This window comes from Bacillus sp. FSL K6-6540 (genome assembly GCF_038007545.1).
Window position 1 is genome coordinate 5,241,460 of sequence record NZ_JBBOXH010000001.1, and the last position, 17,081, is coordinate 5,258,540.

Below are 17,081 nucleotides of genomic sequence, written 5' to 3' on the forward strand. Positions count from 1 at the left end.
TCATTCAAGGAGGATTTCCATGGAACAATTGTTGAAACGCGCTGATGTCCCTAAAGAGCATCAATGGAAACTCGAGGATTTATTTGCTGATCAAAAGGCTTGGGATGCAAGCTTTGCGGAGCTGAAGAATCTGCTGAAACGAACCGCCGATTACCAAGGCAAGTTAAACAACGCAGCTTCCATCAAGGAATGCTTCGAGCTCGAAGACGAAATCTCATACCATGCCGAACGCTTATACGTATACGCCCATATGCACCATGACGAAGATACGGCAAACCCTACATATCAGGCACTAACCGCCAAAGCCAAAAAACTGAACGTCGAAGCCGGAGAAGCCCTCTCTTTCATCACGCCTGAAATTCTGTCCCTGTCCGAGGCGGAACTGGATAAACTGATCGAGGACCCTACCCTAAAGGAATTCAAATTCACGTTGACGGAGATGAAACGGGAAAAAGCGCACGTGCTGTCCAAGACGGAAGAAGCGCTGCTGGCTCAAGTCGGCAACCTCTCCTCTGCACCGCAGACCATTTTCGGCATGCTCAACAATGCGGACATGAAATTCCCGAAAATCAAAAACGAGGACGGCAAGGACGTCGAGCTTACGCACGGCAATTATATTCAATTCCTGGAGAGCCCGAACCGCGAGGTTCGCGAGCGTGCCTTCAAAGCCGTCTACGAAACCTACGGCAAGCAGAAAAACACGATTGCGGCTACGCTGAACGCCAACGTTAACAAAAATATGTTCTACTCCCGCGTCCGCAAGTACCCTTCCGTTCTGGAAATGGCTCTCTATGGGGATAACATTCCGAAGGAAGTCTACACGAACCTGATCGACACCATTCACGAGAGCCTGCCGCTCCTTCACCGTTACATGGAGCTCCGCAAGAAGCTGCTGGGCGTGGATGAGCTTCATATGTACGATTTGTTCGCTCCGCTCGTAGAAGAGTACAAATGGGATATCACATACGAGGAAGCGAAACAAATGACCAAGGAAGGCCTTACGCCGCTTGGTGATGATTATCTCAGCAGCCTGCAGGAAGGCTATGACAACGGCTGGATCGACGTGTACGAGAATGAGAACAAACGGACCGGCGCGTACAGCTGGGGCGCATACGGCACCCATCCATATGTTCTGCTGAACCATAAAGATAACCTGAACAGCATGTTTACCCTTGCCCACGAGATGGGTCATGCGCTTCACTCCTACTACTCCGACAACGCCTTGAAATACCGTGATGCGCAGTACACCATCTTCCTGGCCGAAGTGGCGTCCACCACGAACGAGGCGCTGCTGATGGATTACCTGCTGAAGAACGCCAAGGATCCGAAGCAGAAGATGTATCTGCTGACCTACTATGCCGATCAATTCCGGACAACGGTATTCCGTCAAACGATGTTTGCCGAGTTCGAGAAGATCGTGCATGAACGCGTGGAAAGCGGCGAATCCCTGACGCCACAGGATCTTTCCGACATCTACTACGAGCTGAACGTGAAATATCACGGCAAAGGCATGCAGGTGGATAAAGAGATCGGCATGGAATGGGCACGGATTCCTCATTTCTACAACAGCTTCTATGTGTACAAATACGCGACCGGCTTCTCGGCTGCGACCAGTTTCTCCAAGCAAATCCTGGAGGAAGGCCAGCCTGCCGTTGACCGTTATCTCGGCTTCCTGAAGAGCGGAGGCAGCGACTACTCCATCAACATCCTCAAGAAGGCCGGCGTGGATATGTCTTCTCCGGAGCCGATCCGTGAGGCGATGAGCGTGTTTGAAGACGTCATCAACCAGATGGAGCAGTTGACGAAATAAACAGCCGGCTTTTGCGGGCTTGAGCTAATCTCAATTGACCAGTGGAATAAAATCCCTTGCCCTTTACGGGCGAGGGATTTTATACTGTTTGGAGGAAGGAGGTGTTCCCCATGAAAATTCAATGGTCGTTAATCGCAGCCTTATTGTTTGCCCTGATTACGGCTGTGTTCGCCGTCATCAATGTCAATCCGGTTGCCGTGAACCTGTTATTCGGCACCGTCAACGTACCGCTGATTCTGCTGATTATCGGATGCTCGCTGATCGGGGGACTGATCGTCGGCACGTTCGGGATTTACCGTCAATATCAAATGCAGAAGGAAATCCGTTCGTTAGCGGAGCAGCTCATACATATCCGTGAAGTAACGGGATACACCCCTGAAATACAAGCTGCGGAAGAGGAAAACAAGAAAGATCAGAAGGACGCTCCCGTTGAATAGGGAAGGCTGTCCCATCGAATCAAGGAGGCATAACAACCCGTGTCGATACAACCGAATGAAACTTACGTGCTGGACCTGCTAAAAGAACTGCTGGATACGCCGAGCCCTACCGGATATACCCACGACATCATGAAGCGGATCGAGCAGGAAGCCGCTTCGCTTGGAGTTTCCCTGGAATGGAATGAGAAAGGCGGAGCCATCCTGTCCGTTCCCGGACAAGACGGCAGCCGAACCGTCGGCCTGAGCGCCCATGTGGACACGCTCGGCGCCATGGTTCGTGCCGTGAAATCGGAAGGTACGCTCCGGCTTACCTCCGTCGGCGGATACATGATGAACAGCATCGAGAATGAATACTGCATCATCCATACGCGCAGCGGCAAGAAATATACGGGCACGATCCTGTCCACGCATCCTTCCGTTCACGTGTACAGCGATGCCCGTGATTTCAAGCGCCAGGAAGCCCATATGGAGGTCCGGATCGACGAGTTGGTGGAGTCTGCCGAAGATGTGAAGAAACTCGGAATCGGCGTTGGTGATTTTGTGTCCTTTGATGCGCGTGCGGTCATTACGCCGAGCGGTTACATCAAATCGCGCCATCTGGATGACAAAGCCAGCGTCGCCGCCCTCTTCGGCTTGCTCGAAAGCATGAAACGGGATAACTGGAAGCCTGCCTACAATGTGAAGCTTCTCATCTCGAACTATGAAGAGGTCGGACATGGCGCCGCCTACATTCCTGCCGACATCCATGAACTGATTGCGGTCGATATGGGCTGCATCGGCGATGACCTGAGCTGCAAGGAAACCGATGTATCCATCTGCGCGAAGGATTCTTCCGGTCCCTACGACTACGGCATGACCAGCCGTCTGATCCAGCTGGCTGAAAGCGAAGGCATTGCTTATGCGGTGGACGTGTACCCGCATTACGGCTCCGATGCATCCGCGGCGCTCTCCGCCGGCAGCAACATCAAGGCTGCGCTGATCGGTCCCGGCGTTCATGCATCCCATGCGATGGAAAGAACGCATAAACAGGCTGTTCTTAACACCGTTAAGCTGCTGGCTGCCTACGTGAAATAAGTCATCTCCATACAGAAAAAGAGGCGTCCCGCCAAGGCCTTAAGCCTGGGGACGCCCCTTTGTTATGGGTGTTTCGCTTGCATATTCAAGATTTCTTGCTCTGCTCAATCTTCTCCGCAAGCTCGTTCAGATAGGTCCAGCGCTCCATCAAATGCTCCAGCTCGCCTTCCGTCTCCTCTTGGGACTTCATCAGCTCCTGAAGCCTGGCCGCATCGCTGCCGGCGGTCTCCATCTCCGATTGAATCGAAGCGAGCTTGTTCTCGGCGGCTTCGATAAGACCGTCAATCTGCTCGTACTCCCGCTGTTCTTTATAACTGAATTTCAAGCGCTCCCGCGGCGCTTCCTGAGCGGAAGCACTGCCTGAGCCTCCCGAAGCAGGCTTGGCACTGGATGCTTCCGCCTTGCCCCCGGCGGCTTCGCCGCCATGGCGCTGCATCCATTCGGCATATTCGCTGTAAGAGCCGACATGGACACGGATCTGTCCGTTGCCCTCAAACGCCATGATCTTGTCCACCGTTCGATCCAGGAAAAAGCGATCATGGGATACCACGATGCAAACGCCCGGGAATTCATCCAGGTACTGTTCCAGGACGGACAGCGTCTGAATGTCCAGATCATTGGTCGGTTCATCGAGAAGCAGCACGTTCGGCGCGCTCATCAGCACCCGCAGCAGGTACAGCCTGCGCTTTTCGCCCCCGGACAGTTTGGCGATCGGCGTCCACTGCAGCGCCGGCGGGAACAGGAAGCGTTCCAGCATCTGGGCCGCGGTAATGGCCGAGCCGTCCGCCGTGCGGATAACCTCCGCTTCATCCTTGATATACTCAATCACTCGCTGACTGCCGTCCATCTCCTGATGCTCCTGGGTGAAATAACCGAGCTTGACCGTGGGGCCCAGCACGACTTCCCCGGCATCCGGCTGAAGCCGCCCGGCAATCAGATTGAGCAGCGTGGATTTGCCGCTGCCGTTCGGGCCAACGATGCCAATCCGATCCTCGGGAACGGCAATGTAGGAAAGATCCTGAATGAGAACTTTGTCGTCGCTCTTCTTCCGCAGACCTTCAATCTCCAGAATTTTTCGTCCCAGCCGGGTGGAAGCGACCGAGACGTCCAGTTCGCCGGAGCTGTGTACCATCTCCTGATCCTTGAGCTTCTCGAATCGTTCGATCCTCGCCTTCTGCTTGGTCGTACGCGCCTTGGCTCCTCGGCGAATCCAGGCCAGCTCGCTTCGCAGCAAATTCTGGCGCTTCTGCTCGGAAGCAGCCTCACGCTCCTCGCGCTCCGCCTTCAGTTCCAGAAAGCGGCTGTAATTCGCCTCATATCGGAACAGCCGCCCGTGATCCAGCTCCAGCATGACATTGGCCACCCGGTCCAGAAAATACCGATCATGCGTAATCATGAGCAGCGCACCCCGGCGCTTCTGCAGATACTGTTCCAGCCAGGCCACGGATTCATTGTCGATATGGTTCGTCGGCTCATCCAAGATGAGCAGATCGGAAGGCTGAATCAAGGCCGCAGCCAATGCGACCCGCTTACGCTGGCCGCCTGAGAGCGTCCCCATCTTCGCGTCATAATTCCGGATGCCCAGCTTGGACAGGATGGTTTTCGCATCGCTTTCCAGCTGCCACGCCTGCAGCGTATCCAGCGTCTGATTAAGCTTCAGCAGCTTCTGCTGCAGGTCTTCGCGATTCGGATGCAGCTCCAGCAGTTCCATCGTTTCGGTGTACTCCCGGACCGCCTTCATCTCTGGAAGATCGCCCTCAAATACCTGCTGCAGGACGGTATTGTCCGGATCAAACTCGGGGTTCTGGGCCAAATAACGCACCCGGATGCGATTGCCCATCGATATTTTACCGGCATCCGGCGGCTCAATCCCCGCGATAACGCGCATAAACGTGGATTTCCCCGTGCCGTTTACGCCGATGATCCCGATTTTATCCTGGTCCTCCATCCCGAAGGAAGCATCCTGAAACAGAATTTTGTCTCCATAGCTTTTCGTTACCTGTTCCACGGTCAATATATTCATAGTTATGATCCCTACTTACATTTATAGATTTCGTTGATCGTTCCTTCATCACTAAGACGGATACATTATAACGCAATCCACGCCGCAATCCCATAAGCTGCCGCGCCGCCAAGCAATGAGCTGACCAGATTGACCGCATCGTTGGACATCCAGGCATGTCCGCGCATGCGCACCGTATCCTGGCCGCAATGTCGAGACACTTCCACCGATTTGCCGCACACCGGGCAGCGATACATTACCTGCATGGTCGCACCGAGGTACGAATCGGCAAAAGCTCCGACCATGCCGCCCGCAAGGGCAGCCAGGACATACGGCAACAGATCCGCATTCATGCCGCTCCACTCGGCCAGCAGCCATCCGCCTGCCCCAATCAGCGTACTCCCCGCCGCCGCGGCGGCGGAGCCGACCCAGGACACGCCGCCGGATTCCCCGGCTGTCAGCACCCTTCCGTTCAGCACGGAACGCGGAGGCTTCCGGCTAAGGCTGCCCACCTCCGTGGCCCAGGTATCCGCCGTCACCGTAGCCATGACGCCTATAAACAGGTTCACCCACAGATGAGACGGAATCCATACGTTCAACAGACACAGCACCATGCCGATTCCGCCATTGGCGAAGACCTGACCGGCATCCCGCCGGCCGGTCTTGGCATAGGATTTCTCCAGGTCCGCCTTCCGCTGCTTCCCATGCCGCGAGAGCAGCGTGGACGTTATGAAAAAAAGAAGCAGGGTTCCGAACCAAAACGCGTTCCCTGCTCCGTAATATATGGTACCCATCAGAATAGCGGCTAAGGCTCCGGATTCCGATAACGATCGTTTCCTGTAAGCGGCTCCTGCCACGATGACGGCACCCGCTGCCCCGATCAGCCAATCCATCCGCGATCCCTCCCATAATAAAGCTTGTCAGATTACCCGATTTCGCAGCGGCCCAGACGGACGTCTCCCCAGAACAATTCGAACACGTCACCGGATTCCGTGGGTCCAACGCCGGCCGGCGTGCCTGTGAAGATCCAATCCCCTTGACCAAGACCGTAATGCTCGCCGATGTAATCGATGATGCGCTGAAGGGAGAAGATCATATCCTTCACATTCCCCCGCTGGACCTGGGCGCCGTTCTTGCGGACGGTAAAATCCTTATCCCCAAGCTTGGCGGTTCCCGGGAAAGCAATGGATGGCGTAAGCGGTGCGGAAGATTTAAACGCTTTTGCCGCCGTCCACGGGTGTCCTTTCTCCTTAATGACCGTCTGTACGTCACGTAGCGTGAAATCGATGCCCAGGGCCATCGTTTTTACAAGCTCGTCCACGGTCTTGCCAGGCGCGTAATCCTCCGCTAGCTGAATAACAAGCTCGCCTTCAAAATGAAGGCTGCCCCTGTCCATCGGCAGCTTCAGCACGCTGCCGTCCAGCGGAACGACGGCATGCGAGGGTTTAAGAAAAATCATCGGCTCTTCCGGTACGGCATTGCCGAGCTCCGCCGCATGCAGTTGGTAATTACGTCCTACACAATAAACGTTATTCACTAGGGCACACATCAATTAAAACCTCCATTTTCTTCGCCAGAACGGAACTTTTGGTGCAATTTTATGAATAAAGATTTGGCCCCATGTATCGGGCCGGTTCGTACAGATCATGATGGCGGGATTCATTCGGGCGAGCGATCTCATGCTCTTCGCATCATCCACCGTCCAAGCCATGGGCGTAATGCCGTTCTTCACCAGATCCGACGCAAAAGCCGCATCCAGGTGGGAATAGCCGATGGATAAAAAGGAACATCTCATTTGCTTCAAGCGTGCCAACAAATTGCGAGGATGCGCATCGATGATTAGTCCGGTTTTTACGTCGGGCTCCAATTCCTTTGCCTTCATCAAAGCTTTCGGTTCAAACGAAGTAAGCACCACGTCCGGCAGCATCCGGTGGGCTTGAATCCGCTCCAGGACAGCGGCTTCCAGGCCGGGATACATGTCCCCGCTCGTTTTGAGTTCGATGTTTAGTTTCAATCGGCCTTTGACCAGCTGCAGGACCTCATCCAGCGATGGAACCTGCTCTCCCCTGAACTGGCGTCCCTTCCATTCTCCGGCGTCCATCCTCCGGATTTGCTGCCAGGTCAGATCCTTCACCTTGCCCTTCCCGGTCGTCGTACGATCCACGCTGAAGTCATGGATCACGACAGGGACCCCGTCCTGAGTCAGCTGCACATCAATCTCCATCCAATGCACGAAGGGCTCATCCATCGCCATCTGAATGGCTGCGCGCGTATTTTCAGGCGCTTTACCGGAAAACCCCCGGTGAGCCACGCATAAATTGTTCATGGTGGGACCTCCTTGATGTAACGTTTAACGAATTAGTCTGCAGCCTTGCCTGCTATAACTTCACCATCAAGCGCTATTTTGACGCCGCCGACGGATCGCTCCTGGACCTCTTTCAGCAGGGCTTCGGCTTCTTTGCCTTCAAGCGGAATGACCTGTCCGATCTCCGTACGGTAAGGCGTCAGCTTCAGGTCGCAGTCTCCTTGCTTGCTGCATGAAGCCCGGAACACGGCTGTTTTCCACGTATCCGCATTCGATGATTTGGTAAAGATGAAATTGCCGGTGCTGTACGCAATCCACTTGCCCTTGTACTGCTCCAATCCCTGCAGCACATGCGGGTGGCCGCCGATAATCAGATCGGCGCCGCCGTCAATGAATGCGCGTGACAGATTGATCTGATGGACATTCGGCGTCTTATGAAGCTCCTCCCCCCAATGGGCGATGACAACCACCAGATCGGCCTTGTTCCTTGCCTCCTGGATCGCTTCAACCGCCTTGGGCAGCACATGGTCATAAGCCCCGGCGACCCCCGGCCTGTTCTCCAGCGCATACCAGGTCGTCTCCGGCAGGACGCGGCTGAAGCCCAGCAGGGCAACCGTCATGCCCTGTCGTTCGAAATACTGGGCCGCAAAGGCTTCTTCCTCGTTCCGGCCCGCGCCCACATAACGGATATCATGGTCCTTCAGGTGCTTCAAGGTATCCAATAGCCCCTCCTGCCCTTGGTCCAGAATGTGATTGTTAGCCAGATTAACGGCTTCCACCCCGGCATCCCGGAGGGCGGGCAATACGTCCGGAGAGGACTTGAATACGAATTTCTTGTTGGCGGCGCCAACGCCTCCGGTCGTAACCGGGGTTTCCAGATTAAGCACGGTTAGATCGTCCTCCAGGAATGCGGTACCCAGATGCTTGTAGGGATAATCATATCCATGCTTCTTCAGCTCAGCCTCCACCTTGCCCGAGAACAACGTATCCCCTGCAAAATGCATGACCACCCGCGCTGCCATCTCGTCATCGGCAGCTTCATCCGCTGCGCTGCCATCAGGCTCGGTCATCTCGGAATCGGGAGGTTCGCCGGGCTCCGTCGTCTTCGAAGGATCCGATTCCGTTCCCGCGCCTTCGCCCTGCTGCCCGGAGCCGGTGCTTCCCGCCTGCTCCCCTTCCATGCCAAAGTCCGGCATACCAGGGGGATAAGCCGTTTGCGGAACCGGATCTTCCTTGAATTTAAAATGATAGACAAGCAAAGCAGCGATCATAAAAATCAGGCATAGGTTTAGAATGAGCCAAACCTGTCCGGTACGCTGCTTACGGGCCTTCTTCTCGGCCTTGCTTTTCTCTGATCGTGACAGATGCTGCATAGGTCACTCCTTTATTCACTCATGAGCTCGCGCAATAAGTCGCTTCCCCCATTATACCAGCTTCCCCATAAAGAATAGAACCCCCCGTCGCCGGGGAGTTCCATATCAAAGCATTCTGTTGAGAAATTCGAAATTCGGGTAATAACGGCTTACAGTCCAATCAAGGTGATCACGGAGTCGCTGAGCGCCTCCATATAGAGCGGGTCGCTGTTCAAGGAGTCGATGCGCTCAAGCCGCATATCCATCTCCTTGGCAATGCTTTTGGCTTCGATATCCAAATCGTAAAGCACCTCAAGATGATCCGATACGAAACCGACCGGCGCGACCAGCACGTCCTCCACCTGTTCTTCTTTGTTCAGCGTCTGCAGCGTATCCAGAATGTCCGGGCCCAGCCAAGGCTCCGCCGTCCGGCCGGCGCTTTGCCACGTAAACTGCCACTGCTTCACGCCTGCCTTCTCGGCTACGGCCTTGGATGTCTCAAGCAGCTGATCCTGATAAGGATCTCCGACGGACAAGATGCGTTCCGGAAGGCTGTGGGCACTGAACAGCACCCTCACGCTGTCCCGGACAGCCCCCGCTTGCTCGAACTGGTTCAGCTTCGCCGACACCCGGTCTGCAAAAGCCTCGATCAGTTTCGGATGCATGTGATAGCTCTCCACGAACGAAACCTGAAGTCCCAGCTCATCGGCTTTCGCCTGCGCACGCTTCACGTAGGATCCGATGCTCATGGTGGAGTAATGGGGAGCCAGCACGATGCCGACGGCTTCCTTGATGCCGTCCCGGACCATTTGCTCCACGCCGTCTTCAATATACGGAGCCGCGTGCTTCAAGCCTTGATAACACACAAACTCAAGATCGATGGCCCGGGGATCCGCATTTAATGTATCCTGCAGCGTGCGGACCTGCCGGTCCGTGTTCTCGCGGAGCGGAAACACGCCTCCCACAATCGCCTCATAGCGGTCCGTCAGCTCCTTGAGCTGCTCTTCCGACGGCTTATTTCCGCGGCGGATATGCGTATAATAACTTTCGATTCCTTCCATGCTCTCCGGCGTGCCGTAGGACATGACCAATACGCCAATCTTATTCTTCATACCATCTCACCTCTGGCTAATAAAATATTCAACGTTTAAGAGCGTTGTGCTCCTGCCTGCAGTGCTTGAGCGGAGTATTCGTGAATATACGATGTCAGCTCACGCAGCTTCTCAAGGGAAGCCTCCGGGAATAAACCGTGTCCTAGATTAAACACAAAGCCCGGCTCCTGAATCCCCTGATCGATAATTTCTTTGGCATACTGCTGAATGACCGGCATAGGCCCGGTCAGAACCGTCGGATCCAAATTGCCCTGAACGGCATATTTATGCTCCAAGCGGCGGCGTCCCTCCGTAATGGATACTCGCCAGTCGAGACCGATGACATCCGTGCTGAGATCCGTAAGCGTAGGCAGCAGCTCTCCTGAGCTTACCCCCGGGAAATAGATCTTCGGAACACTTAGGTCCTGAAGCTCGGCAAATATACGCTGAATGGTTGGAAGGACAAACGTTTGGAAATCCTTTGGAGACAAAGCTCCCACCCAGCTGTCGAACAATTGAAACGCTTTCCCGCCGTTAGCCACGTGGGCGCGCAAATAAGCGATCACCATGTCGCCGAGCTTGTCCATCAGCGAAAACCATACCTTCGGCTCGCTGTACATAAGCTCTTTCGTGCGAAGATAATTTTTGGAAGGTCTGCCTTCGATGAGATAACTGGCAATCGTGAACGGAGCACCGGCAAACGTAATGAGCGGAACGTCGAGCTCCTTGTCCAGAATGCGAATCGTCTCCAAGACATGGCCGAGATCACCTTCCACGTCGATCGGGCGAAGCTTCTCTACATCCGCTGCGGATCGGATCGGATTGTCGATTACGGGACCGATATTTTTCACAATATCGAAGTCTACCCCGATCGAGGCAACGGGATTCATTATATCGGAATATAAAATAGCCGCGTCCACGCCGAGCTTCCGTACCGGCATCAAGGTCACTTCTGCCGCCAGCTCGGGTTGACTGCATATTTCCAGAAGGGAGTACTTTTCTTTAATCTTTCGATACTCCGGGTCGTAGCGTCCCGCTTGTCGCATGTACCATACAGGAACGTGGTCCACTTCCTGCTTGCGGCAAGCGCGGATGAATTGATCGTTATAGGTCATGATTAGGCCCCCATCAATGTGTATAAAGTTTCCTAAAGAACATTATGCCCTTTTTAAAAGTAAGTAACAACCGTCTTACATGGACATCCTATGAAAATCGCATGACAATCTTATGACATTGTTGGCTTTTGGCACTTTTTAAATATGTTATACTGGAAGAACGGCTTTTTTAGGGTAATTCCACATACGTCCGGTTCGCGCCGGACCCGACAGCTTAGAAAGGAAGTGAAGAGCACATTGACCAATTGGAAAATCAATCTCATTGTGCTTTGGTTCGGGCAGTTCTTGGTCAACTCCGGAATGACCATGATCACCCCGTTCCTGACATTGTATTTGGCGCAGGACCTGAATGTCGTAGGAGACCGGGAGATAGGCGTATGGGCCGGATTGATCTTTGCGGCCAACTTCCTGACCTCGTTTATTTTTCAGCCGATCTGGGGAAAAGTCGCCGATAAGTACGGACGCAAAATCATGCTGCTGCGCTCGGGCTTCGGCATGGCGCTTGTCATCGCATGCATGGGCTTTGCCACCCATCCGTGGCATCTGCTGGCTCTTCGGCTGCTGAACGGTACCATATCGGGATTTAACCCTGCGGCGATATCGCTCGTATCGGGCACGACGCCCAAGAATCGGATGGGGTTTGCGATGGGCATCATGCAATCCGGACAAGTCGCCGGCACCATACTCGGTCCGTTGATCGGCGGACTCATGGCCAGCTGGGTCGGCTTCCGGCCGATTTTCTATATTACAGGCGGGTTAATCTTTACGGCCTCGCTGCTCGCCTTGTTCCTCGTCAAGGAAAACTTCAACCGCGAGCGGGCGGCCAAGGCGCCGCAGCCATCGGTTATCGCCGGGCTCAAGGAGCTGAGCCACATTCCGCAGCTGCCGGCGTTATTCGCCGTCACGTTTCTGCTTCAATTCGCGATGATCAGCCCTATGGCGCTGCTCCCGCTGTATGTTCAGAAGCTTCATGGATCCGCGGTGGATATCGCGATATGGGCCGGATTCGTCGTGGCGGTCACGGGGCTGTCGAACATGATCGCCTCCCCGATTCTCGGCAAGCTCAGCGACAAGGTCGGCGCGCACCGCATACTGACGTACGCCTTGATCGGTACGGGACTTACGTTGATCCCGCAAGCCTTCGTGCAATCCGTGTGGCAGCTGATCATCGTGCGGTTCATGATGGGCGTGTTCATGGGCGGGCTGCTGCCAAGCGTCAACGCGCTGATTCGCTCCTACACGCCGGACGGCATGGAAAGCCGCTCCTTCGGCTTCAACACAAGCTCGCTTGCGCTTGGCAACATGCTGGGCGCGGTGATCGGCGGATTCTTATCCGGATTCATCGGAATCGAAGGATTGTTCATTACATCCGGCTGTCTGCTGATCATCAATATGTTATGGGTGAGACGGAAACTGTTCTCGCATAAGCCTTCGCCCAAATACCGTTGAGCCTGCCAGCAGAATAACAGCAACCGTCTTATCCAAAAAGGGGCTGTCCCGTGGTCTAACCGACCCGAGGACAGCCCCTTTGTGTTATCTGTTTCATCCCTTCACGCGCGCAAGGATCAGCCCGTCATAGGCGGGCAGCAGCGTGCTGATCAGCCTCTCGTCCGTCGCGATGATTTCATTAAAACGGCGGACGGCCTGAACCGAAGGACCGTTCTTCTCCGAGTTCAGCGTCCGGCCCCGCAAAAAGCAGTTGTCTCCGGCAATGAGGGCACCGGGATTGGCAAGCTCCATGGCATATTCCAAGTACAGAGGATAGTTCTCCTTATCCGCATCAATAAAGAAAAAATCGAATGTCCGCCCTTCCTGCTTCAAAACCTCCAGACTATCCGCCGCCGGACCGATGCGGTACTCCACCTGATCCTTGAACCCGGCCTTCTCCAGATGACGTCCTGCGAGTGCCGCGTATTCTTCCTTCAGCTCTAAGGACGTGAGCTTGCCGTCGGCTGCAAGTCCGCGGCACAAACAGATGCCGCTATATCCGCCAAGGGCGCCGATTTCGAGAATATTCTTTGCGCCGGCAGTCTGTACCAGCATGGTCAGCAGCCGGCCGTATGCCGGTGCCACCGAAACCTCCGGCATCCCGTGCTCGCGGATGGCTTCTATTACAAGCTGAAGCTCTTCATCTTCAGGGTATAATTGGTTAACATAATCATCAGGGGTCGTAAGCAATGAAGCTGCCTCCTTTTTCTAATAACATGCCTTGACTCCGTTAAACCTAACGAGAACTATCATATGATAATTGTCTTAGCCAATGCAATCGCCTATACTATATAGATTGAACCGGCGGCGACTCTCGCCGTACACATGTTAAATGGAGTTGACATCGTTAATGCCTCGATTACAATTGATCGCGACGGCCCCGATGGGGCTGGAAGCCGTCGTTGCCCGCGAGTTGAAAGAGCTCGGGTATGCCGACATGGAAGTAGAGAATGGAAGAGTTACCTTTTCGGGTGACCTGATCGATATTTGCCGCTGCAATCTATGGCTCCGGACGTCGGACCGAATCCTCGTCAAGATGGGGGAATTTACGGCCCTTACCTTCGACGAGCTCTTTGAAGGAACCAAAGCGCTGCCGTGGGAGGAATGGATTCCGGCGGATGGCGAATTCCCCGTGGAAGGACGTTCCCATAAATCGCAGCTTAGCAGCGTTCCCGCCTGTCAGGGCATCGTGAAAAAAGCTATCGTGGAGAAGCTGAAGCTCTCGCACCGCACGGAATGGTTCCCCGAGAACGGTCCCCGTTATGTAGTCGAGATATCTCTCTTGAAGGATCGAGCCATCCTGACGCTGGATACGACAGGGCCAGCCCTGCATAAACGAGGTTACCGCAAGCTGGTGACGGAAGCTCCGCTGAAAGAAACGATGGCTTCCGCCCTGCTGCAGTTAAGCCGCTGGGGCCCGCATCGCCCGCTGTATGACCCGTGCTGCGGTTCGGGCACGATCCTGATTGAAGCCGCCATGATGGCCTGGAACATTGCGCCTGGCCTGCGCCGTTCGTTCCCGTCCGAGCACTGGGATATCATTGGAGACAGCCTGTGGGAGGATGCGCGCGAGGAGGCGTTTGATGCGGTAAAGGACGATATTCCGCTCCATATCGCAGGAAGCGATATCGACCCAAAAGCCATCGAAGTAGCCAAAGCCGCTGCCAAAAGCGCGGGCCTTGCCGGCGAAATCGACTTCAGGGTCCTTCCAGCGGCCAAAGCCATTCCTGATGGCGAATTCGGCTGTATGATCACTAATCCGCCTTATGGCGAACGGTTAAGCGAGAAAGAGGAAGTTGAACGTTTGATCCGCCAATTCGGCTCCGTCATGCATTCGCTTCCGACCTGGTCCTTCTTCGCGATCAGCCCGACCAAGCAATTCGAGCATTACTTCGGCCGCAAGGCGGACAAGCGCCGGAAGCTGTTCAACGGCCGGATCGAGTGCCAGTATTATCAATATCTGGGGCCCTTGCCACCGCGCAACAAATCGGCGGAATAACGTCATGACGCCGCTTGAACCGCCGCCTTCGGGCGGCTTTTTTGGCTGCATCGCCGTTTGAAATCATGCCGGGCCAAGCTATAATTAGAAAAGCGTCTATCGACGTTCTTGCATAGAAATCAGACAACGTTTCGAGAATGTTATAGTTTTAGATAAAGGAGGATACCCTCGTGCTCTCATCGCCGTCATGGATCGATATCCGCAGCCGGGTCTCCAGAGGACTGCATTACCGGTACACCGCCTATCTGTTATTCCTTATCCTCATGATGTACAAGCTGATCATGCTGGATCATCAGCTTCATATTGCCAACATGAAGCTGGACCGGGCCGACTATGTGATCGCCGTCGGCTCGCTCCTGCTGATCTCCTTCTGGACCTTATGGCTCCCGGCAAGAGGCCGGCTTGCTTCATTAACCTTACTGAATCTGGTATGGACGGGGATCCTGTACGCCGATTTAATCTATTACCGGTACTTCGATGATTTCATAACGGTGCCGGTGCTCATGCAGGCCGGGCAAGTCGGCTCGCTCGGAGACAGCATCCGTTCCCTTATACACGGCGTCGACCTGTTCTTTTTTATCGATTGGCTTGTCATTGTCCCGTTTACGGCCGTGATAGTGTTCCGCAAACGGAGATCGATCTCCGAAACGTACGGGTTCCCGGGTGAATTTCGCTGGCACCGGCGGAAACGGGTGCTTGGCCGGTTGGCAGCAGGTGCGCTCGTCTTCATCCTTGGCATGGTGATGACTTTCGTTCCCATCAAGAAAGCGTCCGATACTTGGGCTGTCGGCCTCTTTGAAGGCAATTGGTGGAATATTACGCTATATAACGTGACGGGACTGATCGGTTTTCACGGATATGATCTGTACCGTTACGGCCGGGATCATCTCATCGGCCAGCCCAAGCTGGCAGAGGAAGAGGTCAACCAGGTCAAGGCATGGTTTGATGCCAAGCAGGGGAAAGCATCCGGAACCGGGGCTTTGTTCGGCAAGTATAAAGGCAGCAACGTCATCATGATCCAGACGGAAGCCTTCATGAATTTTGTCATTGGCCGGTCGATTGGGGGGCAGGAAATTACCCCCAACTTCAACCGTTTGATGAAGGACAGCATGTATTTCAGCAATTTCTACCATCAAACCGGGCAAGGACGAACGTCCGATGCGGATTTTGTCACGCACAGCTCCCTGCTTCCCCTGCCCACGGGTTCCGTGTTTACGCGATATGCCGACCGCGAGTACGATACTCTTCCGGAGATTCTGAAGGAGCAGGGTTATGCCGCGAACGTGTTCCATGCCTATGACAGCAGCTTCTGGAACCGGACGACGATGTATCGGGAAATGAACTATGACCGTTTTTACAGCAAGAAGGATTATGAAATGAACGATGTGCTCGGATGGTCGCTGAGCGACAAAGCATTCTTCGCGCAATCGCTGGATCGTATGAAAGGCATCGAGCAGCCCTTCTATTCCTTCCTGATTACGTTAACGAGCCATCATCCGTATTATGTCCCGAAGGATGCCCGCAAGCTGGATACAGGAGAGTTCGAAGGCACGATGTTCGGGGATTATCTGCAGTCGATCCATTATGTGGACGAAGCCTTCGGCCAGTTCGCGGAGCAGATGAAGCAGCAAGGGCTGTGGGATAATACCATACTGCTCATCTATGGCGATCACGATAATTCGATCAAGGAGATATCGGACTATGAGAAGTTCCTGGGACGGGATCTGAACGCACTCGACATGGAACAGATCATGAACCAGGTCCCCCTGCTCATTCGCCTGCCTGACGGCGGGAATGCCGGAGTTTATCCCGAGGCTGCCGGCATGATGAACGTGACGCCGAGCATCCTTCATCTTCTCGGCGTATCGGAAGCGCCGTATTACTGGATCGGGGGCCATCTGTTTGATGATAAGCCGCGTCTGATTCCGCTGCGCAGCGGCGCTTTTTCCGAAGAGAAGGTGTTCTACCTGCCTTCTGAAACGGCCGGGCTGGAAGGTGGAACCTGTTATGATCTGACAACGCGTCAGCCAACCGATATCCAGGCCTGCCGTGACGGGTACGACGAAACCCGGAAGCAGCTGCAAATCTCGGACCAAGTCATCACGTACGATCTTTTGAAGTTATTTAAAGCACAGGGCAAGGGTGAAACGGAGTAACAGAACAGCTTCGGATTTAGGTTCGACCTAAGGACCCAGGTGCCCCACTTAACCAAAAAAACAGGCTGATCATGATGATCAGCCTGTTTTTTAATGCGATTTTCGATAAGACCATGTCCCCTTACAAGAAGACCCTTATTCTTGCCGCCTGCTTCTTCCCCCTGCCCAATAGGACACTGACTCGAGTCGGTTTCCCTATCTTGGCAAACGCTTCACCACATATCACCTGAGCTTCTTCTAGGATGGCCGCCC

At 54.4% G+C, this 17,081-nt stretch carries 14 protein-coding genes; 6 read left to right on the plus strand and 8 right to left on the minus strand.

Features of this window, described 5'->3' with window-relative positions:
• Positions 1-19: 19 nt before the first annotated feature.
• The 3 genes from pepF to MHH82_RS23335 all read left to right on the plus strand — a co-directional run bounded on the left by pepF (position 20) and on the right by MHH82_RS23335 (position 3,321).
• Positions 20-1,810 (plus strand): oligoendopeptidase F, encoded by a 1,791-nt coding sequence (gene pepF, locus MHH82_RS23325; RefSeq protein ID WP_015736703.1) that lies wholly within the window; start codon positions 20-22, stop codon positions 1,808-1,810.
• A 110-nt stretch (positions 1,811-1,920) separates the two neighbouring features.
• On the plus strand, positions 1,921-2,247 hold the full coding sequence (locus tag MHH82_RS23330) for a LapA family protein (RefSeq protein ID WP_009594827.1): 327 nt from the start codon (positions 1,921-1,923) through the stop codon (positions 2,245-2,247).
• 39 nt (positions 2,248-2,286) lie between these two features.
• Positions 2,287-3,321, plus strand: coding sequence for a M42 family metallopeptidase (locus tag MHH82_RS23335; RefSeq protein ID WP_015736704.1), 1,035 nt, complete (start codon positions 2,287-2,289; stop codon positions 3,319-3,321).
• An 85-nt stretch (positions 3,322-3,406) separates the two neighbouring features.
• Here MHH82_RS23335 and taeA read toward each other — a convergent pair whose 3' ends face one another.
• The 7 genes from taeA to hemE all read right to left on the minus strand — a co-directional run bounded on the left by taeA (position 3,407) and on the right by hemE (position 11,186).
• Positions 3,407-5,344 (minus strand): ABC-F type ribosomal protection protein TaeA, encoded by a 1,938-nt coding sequence (gene taeA / locus MHH82_RS23340; protein ID WP_340967985.1) that lies wholly within the window; start codon positions 5,342-5,344, stop codon positions 3,407-3,409.
• Between the two features lie 65 nt (positions 5,345-5,409).
• Positions 5,410-6,216 (minus strand): DUF92 domain-containing protein, encoded by an 807-nt coding sequence (locus MHH82_RS23345; RefSeq protein ID WP_036660203.1) that lies wholly within the window; start codon positions 6,214-6,216, stop codon positions 5,410-5,412.
• A gap of 32 nt (positions 6,217-6,248) precedes the next feature.
• The gene (locus MHH82_RS23350; protein WP_340970118.1) at positions 6,249-6,872 is read right to left on the minus strand and encodes a fumarylacetoacetate hydrolase family protein; all 624 of its coding nucleotides are present in this window, start codon (positions 6,870-6,872) and stop codon (positions 6,249-6,251) included.
• A gap of 3 nt (positions 6,873-6,875) precedes the next feature.
• Entirely contained in the window at positions 6,876-7,649 is a 774-nt protein-coding gene (locus tag MHH82_RS23355; protein WP_036660198.1) for a glycerophosphodiester phosphodiesterase, read from the minus strand.
• A gap of 32 nt (positions 7,650-7,681) precedes the next feature.
• Positions 7,682-9,001 (minus strand): CapA family protein, encoded by a 1,320-nt coding sequence (locus MHH82_RS23360; protein WP_015736709.1) that lies wholly within the window; start codon positions 8,999-9,001, stop codon positions 7,682-7,684.
• A 149-nt stretch (positions 9,002-9,150) separates the two neighbouring features.
• Complete coding sequence (gene hemH, locus MHH82_RS23365) at positions 9,151-10,092, minus strand: ferrochelatase (RefSeq protein ID WP_015736710.1); 942 nt, start codon at positions 10,090-10,092, stop codon at positions 9,151-9,153.
• 35 nt (positions 10,093-10,127) lie between these two features.
• Positions 10,128-11,186, minus strand: a complete 1,059-nt coding sequence (gene hemE, locus MHH82_RS23370) for a uroporphyrinogen decarboxylase (RefSeq protein ID WP_015736711.1) — start codon at positions 11,184-11,186, stop codon at positions 10,128-10,130.
• A 237-nt stretch (positions 11,187-11,423) separates the two neighbouring features.
• Here hemE and MHH82_RS23375 point away from each other — a divergent pair, with 237 nt between their 5' ends.
• Positions 11,424-12,635: an MFS transporter gene (locus MHH82_RS23375; protein WP_041622038.1), complete on the plus strand. Its 1,212-nt coding sequence runs from the start codon at positions 11,424-11,426 to the stop codon at positions 12,633-12,635.
• A 93-nt stretch (positions 12,636-12,728) separates the two neighbouring features.
• Here the strand turns inward: MHH82_RS23375 and MHH82_RS23380 are convergent, their stop codons facing one another.
• Positions 12,729-13,364, minus strand: coding sequence for an O-methyltransferase (locus MHH82_RS23380; RefSeq protein ID WP_015736713.1), 636 nt, complete (start codon positions 13,362-13,364; stop codon positions 12,729-12,731).
• 160 nt (positions 13,365-13,524) lie between these two features.
• Here MHH82_RS23380 and MHH82_RS23385 point away from each other — a divergent pair, with 160 nt between their 5' ends.
• Together MHH82_RS23385 and MHH82_RS23390 are read left to right on the plus strand one after the other, a co-directional pair.
• Positions 13,525-14,673, plus strand: coding sequence for a THUMP domain-containing class I SAM-dependent RNA methyltransferase (locus MHH82_RS23385; protein ID WP_015736714.1), 1,149 nt, complete (start codon positions 13,525-13,527; stop codon positions 14,671-14,673).
• A gap of 170 nt (positions 14,674-14,843) precedes the next feature.
• Complete coding sequence (locus MHH82_RS23390) at positions 14,844-16,829, plus strand: LTA synthase family protein (RefSeq protein WP_251497781.1); 1,986 nt, start codon at positions 14,844-14,846, stop codon at positions 16,827-16,829.
• Positions 16,830-17,081 lie beyond the last annotated feature (252 nt).

What these genes read in the sequence shown, in the direction of transcription:
- hemH (WP_015736710.1), bottom strand. Translation starts at nt 10,092, where the DNA reads ATGAAGAATAAGATTGGCGTATTGGTCATGTCCTACGGCACGCCGGAG.
- MHH82_RS23385 (WP_015736714.1), top strand. Translation starts at nt 13,525, where the DNA reads ATGCCTCGATTACAATTGATCGCGACGGCCCCGATGGGGCTGGAAGCC.
- pepF (WP_015736703.1), top strand. Translation starts at nt 20, where the DNA reads ATGGAACAATTGTTGAAACGCGCTGATGTCCCTAAAGAGCATCAATGG.
- MHH82_RS23330 (WP_009594827.1), top strand. Translation starts at nt 1,921, where the DNA reads ATGAAAATTCAATGGTCGTTAATCGCAGCCTTATTGTTTGCCCTGATT.
- taeA (WP_340967985.1), bottom strand. Translation starts at nt 5,344, where the DNA reads ATGAATATATTGACCGTGGAACAGGTAACGAAAAGCTATGGAGACAAA.
- MHH82_RS23350 (WP_340970118.1), bottom strand. Translation starts at nt 6,872, where the DNA reads ATGTGTGCCCTAGTGAATAACGTTTATTGTGTAGGACGTAATTACCAA.
- MHH82_RS23360 (WP_015736709.1), bottom strand. Translation starts at nt 9,001, where the DNA reads ATGCAGCATCTGTCACGATCAGAGAAAAGCAAGGCCGAGAAGAAGGCC.
- MHH82_RS23345 (WP_036660203.1), bottom strand. Translation starts at nt 6,216, where the DNA reads ATGGATTGGCTGATCGGGGCAGCGGGTGCCGTCATCGTGGCAGGAGCC.
- hemE (WP_015736711.1), bottom strand. Translation starts at nt 11,186, where the DNA reads ATGACCTATAACGATCAATTCATCCGCGCTTGCCGCAAGCAGGAAGTG.
- MHH82_RS23355 (WP_036660198.1), bottom strand. Translation starts at nt 7,649, where the DNA reads ATGAACAATTTATGCGTGGCTCACCGGGGGTTTTCCGGTAAAGCGCCT.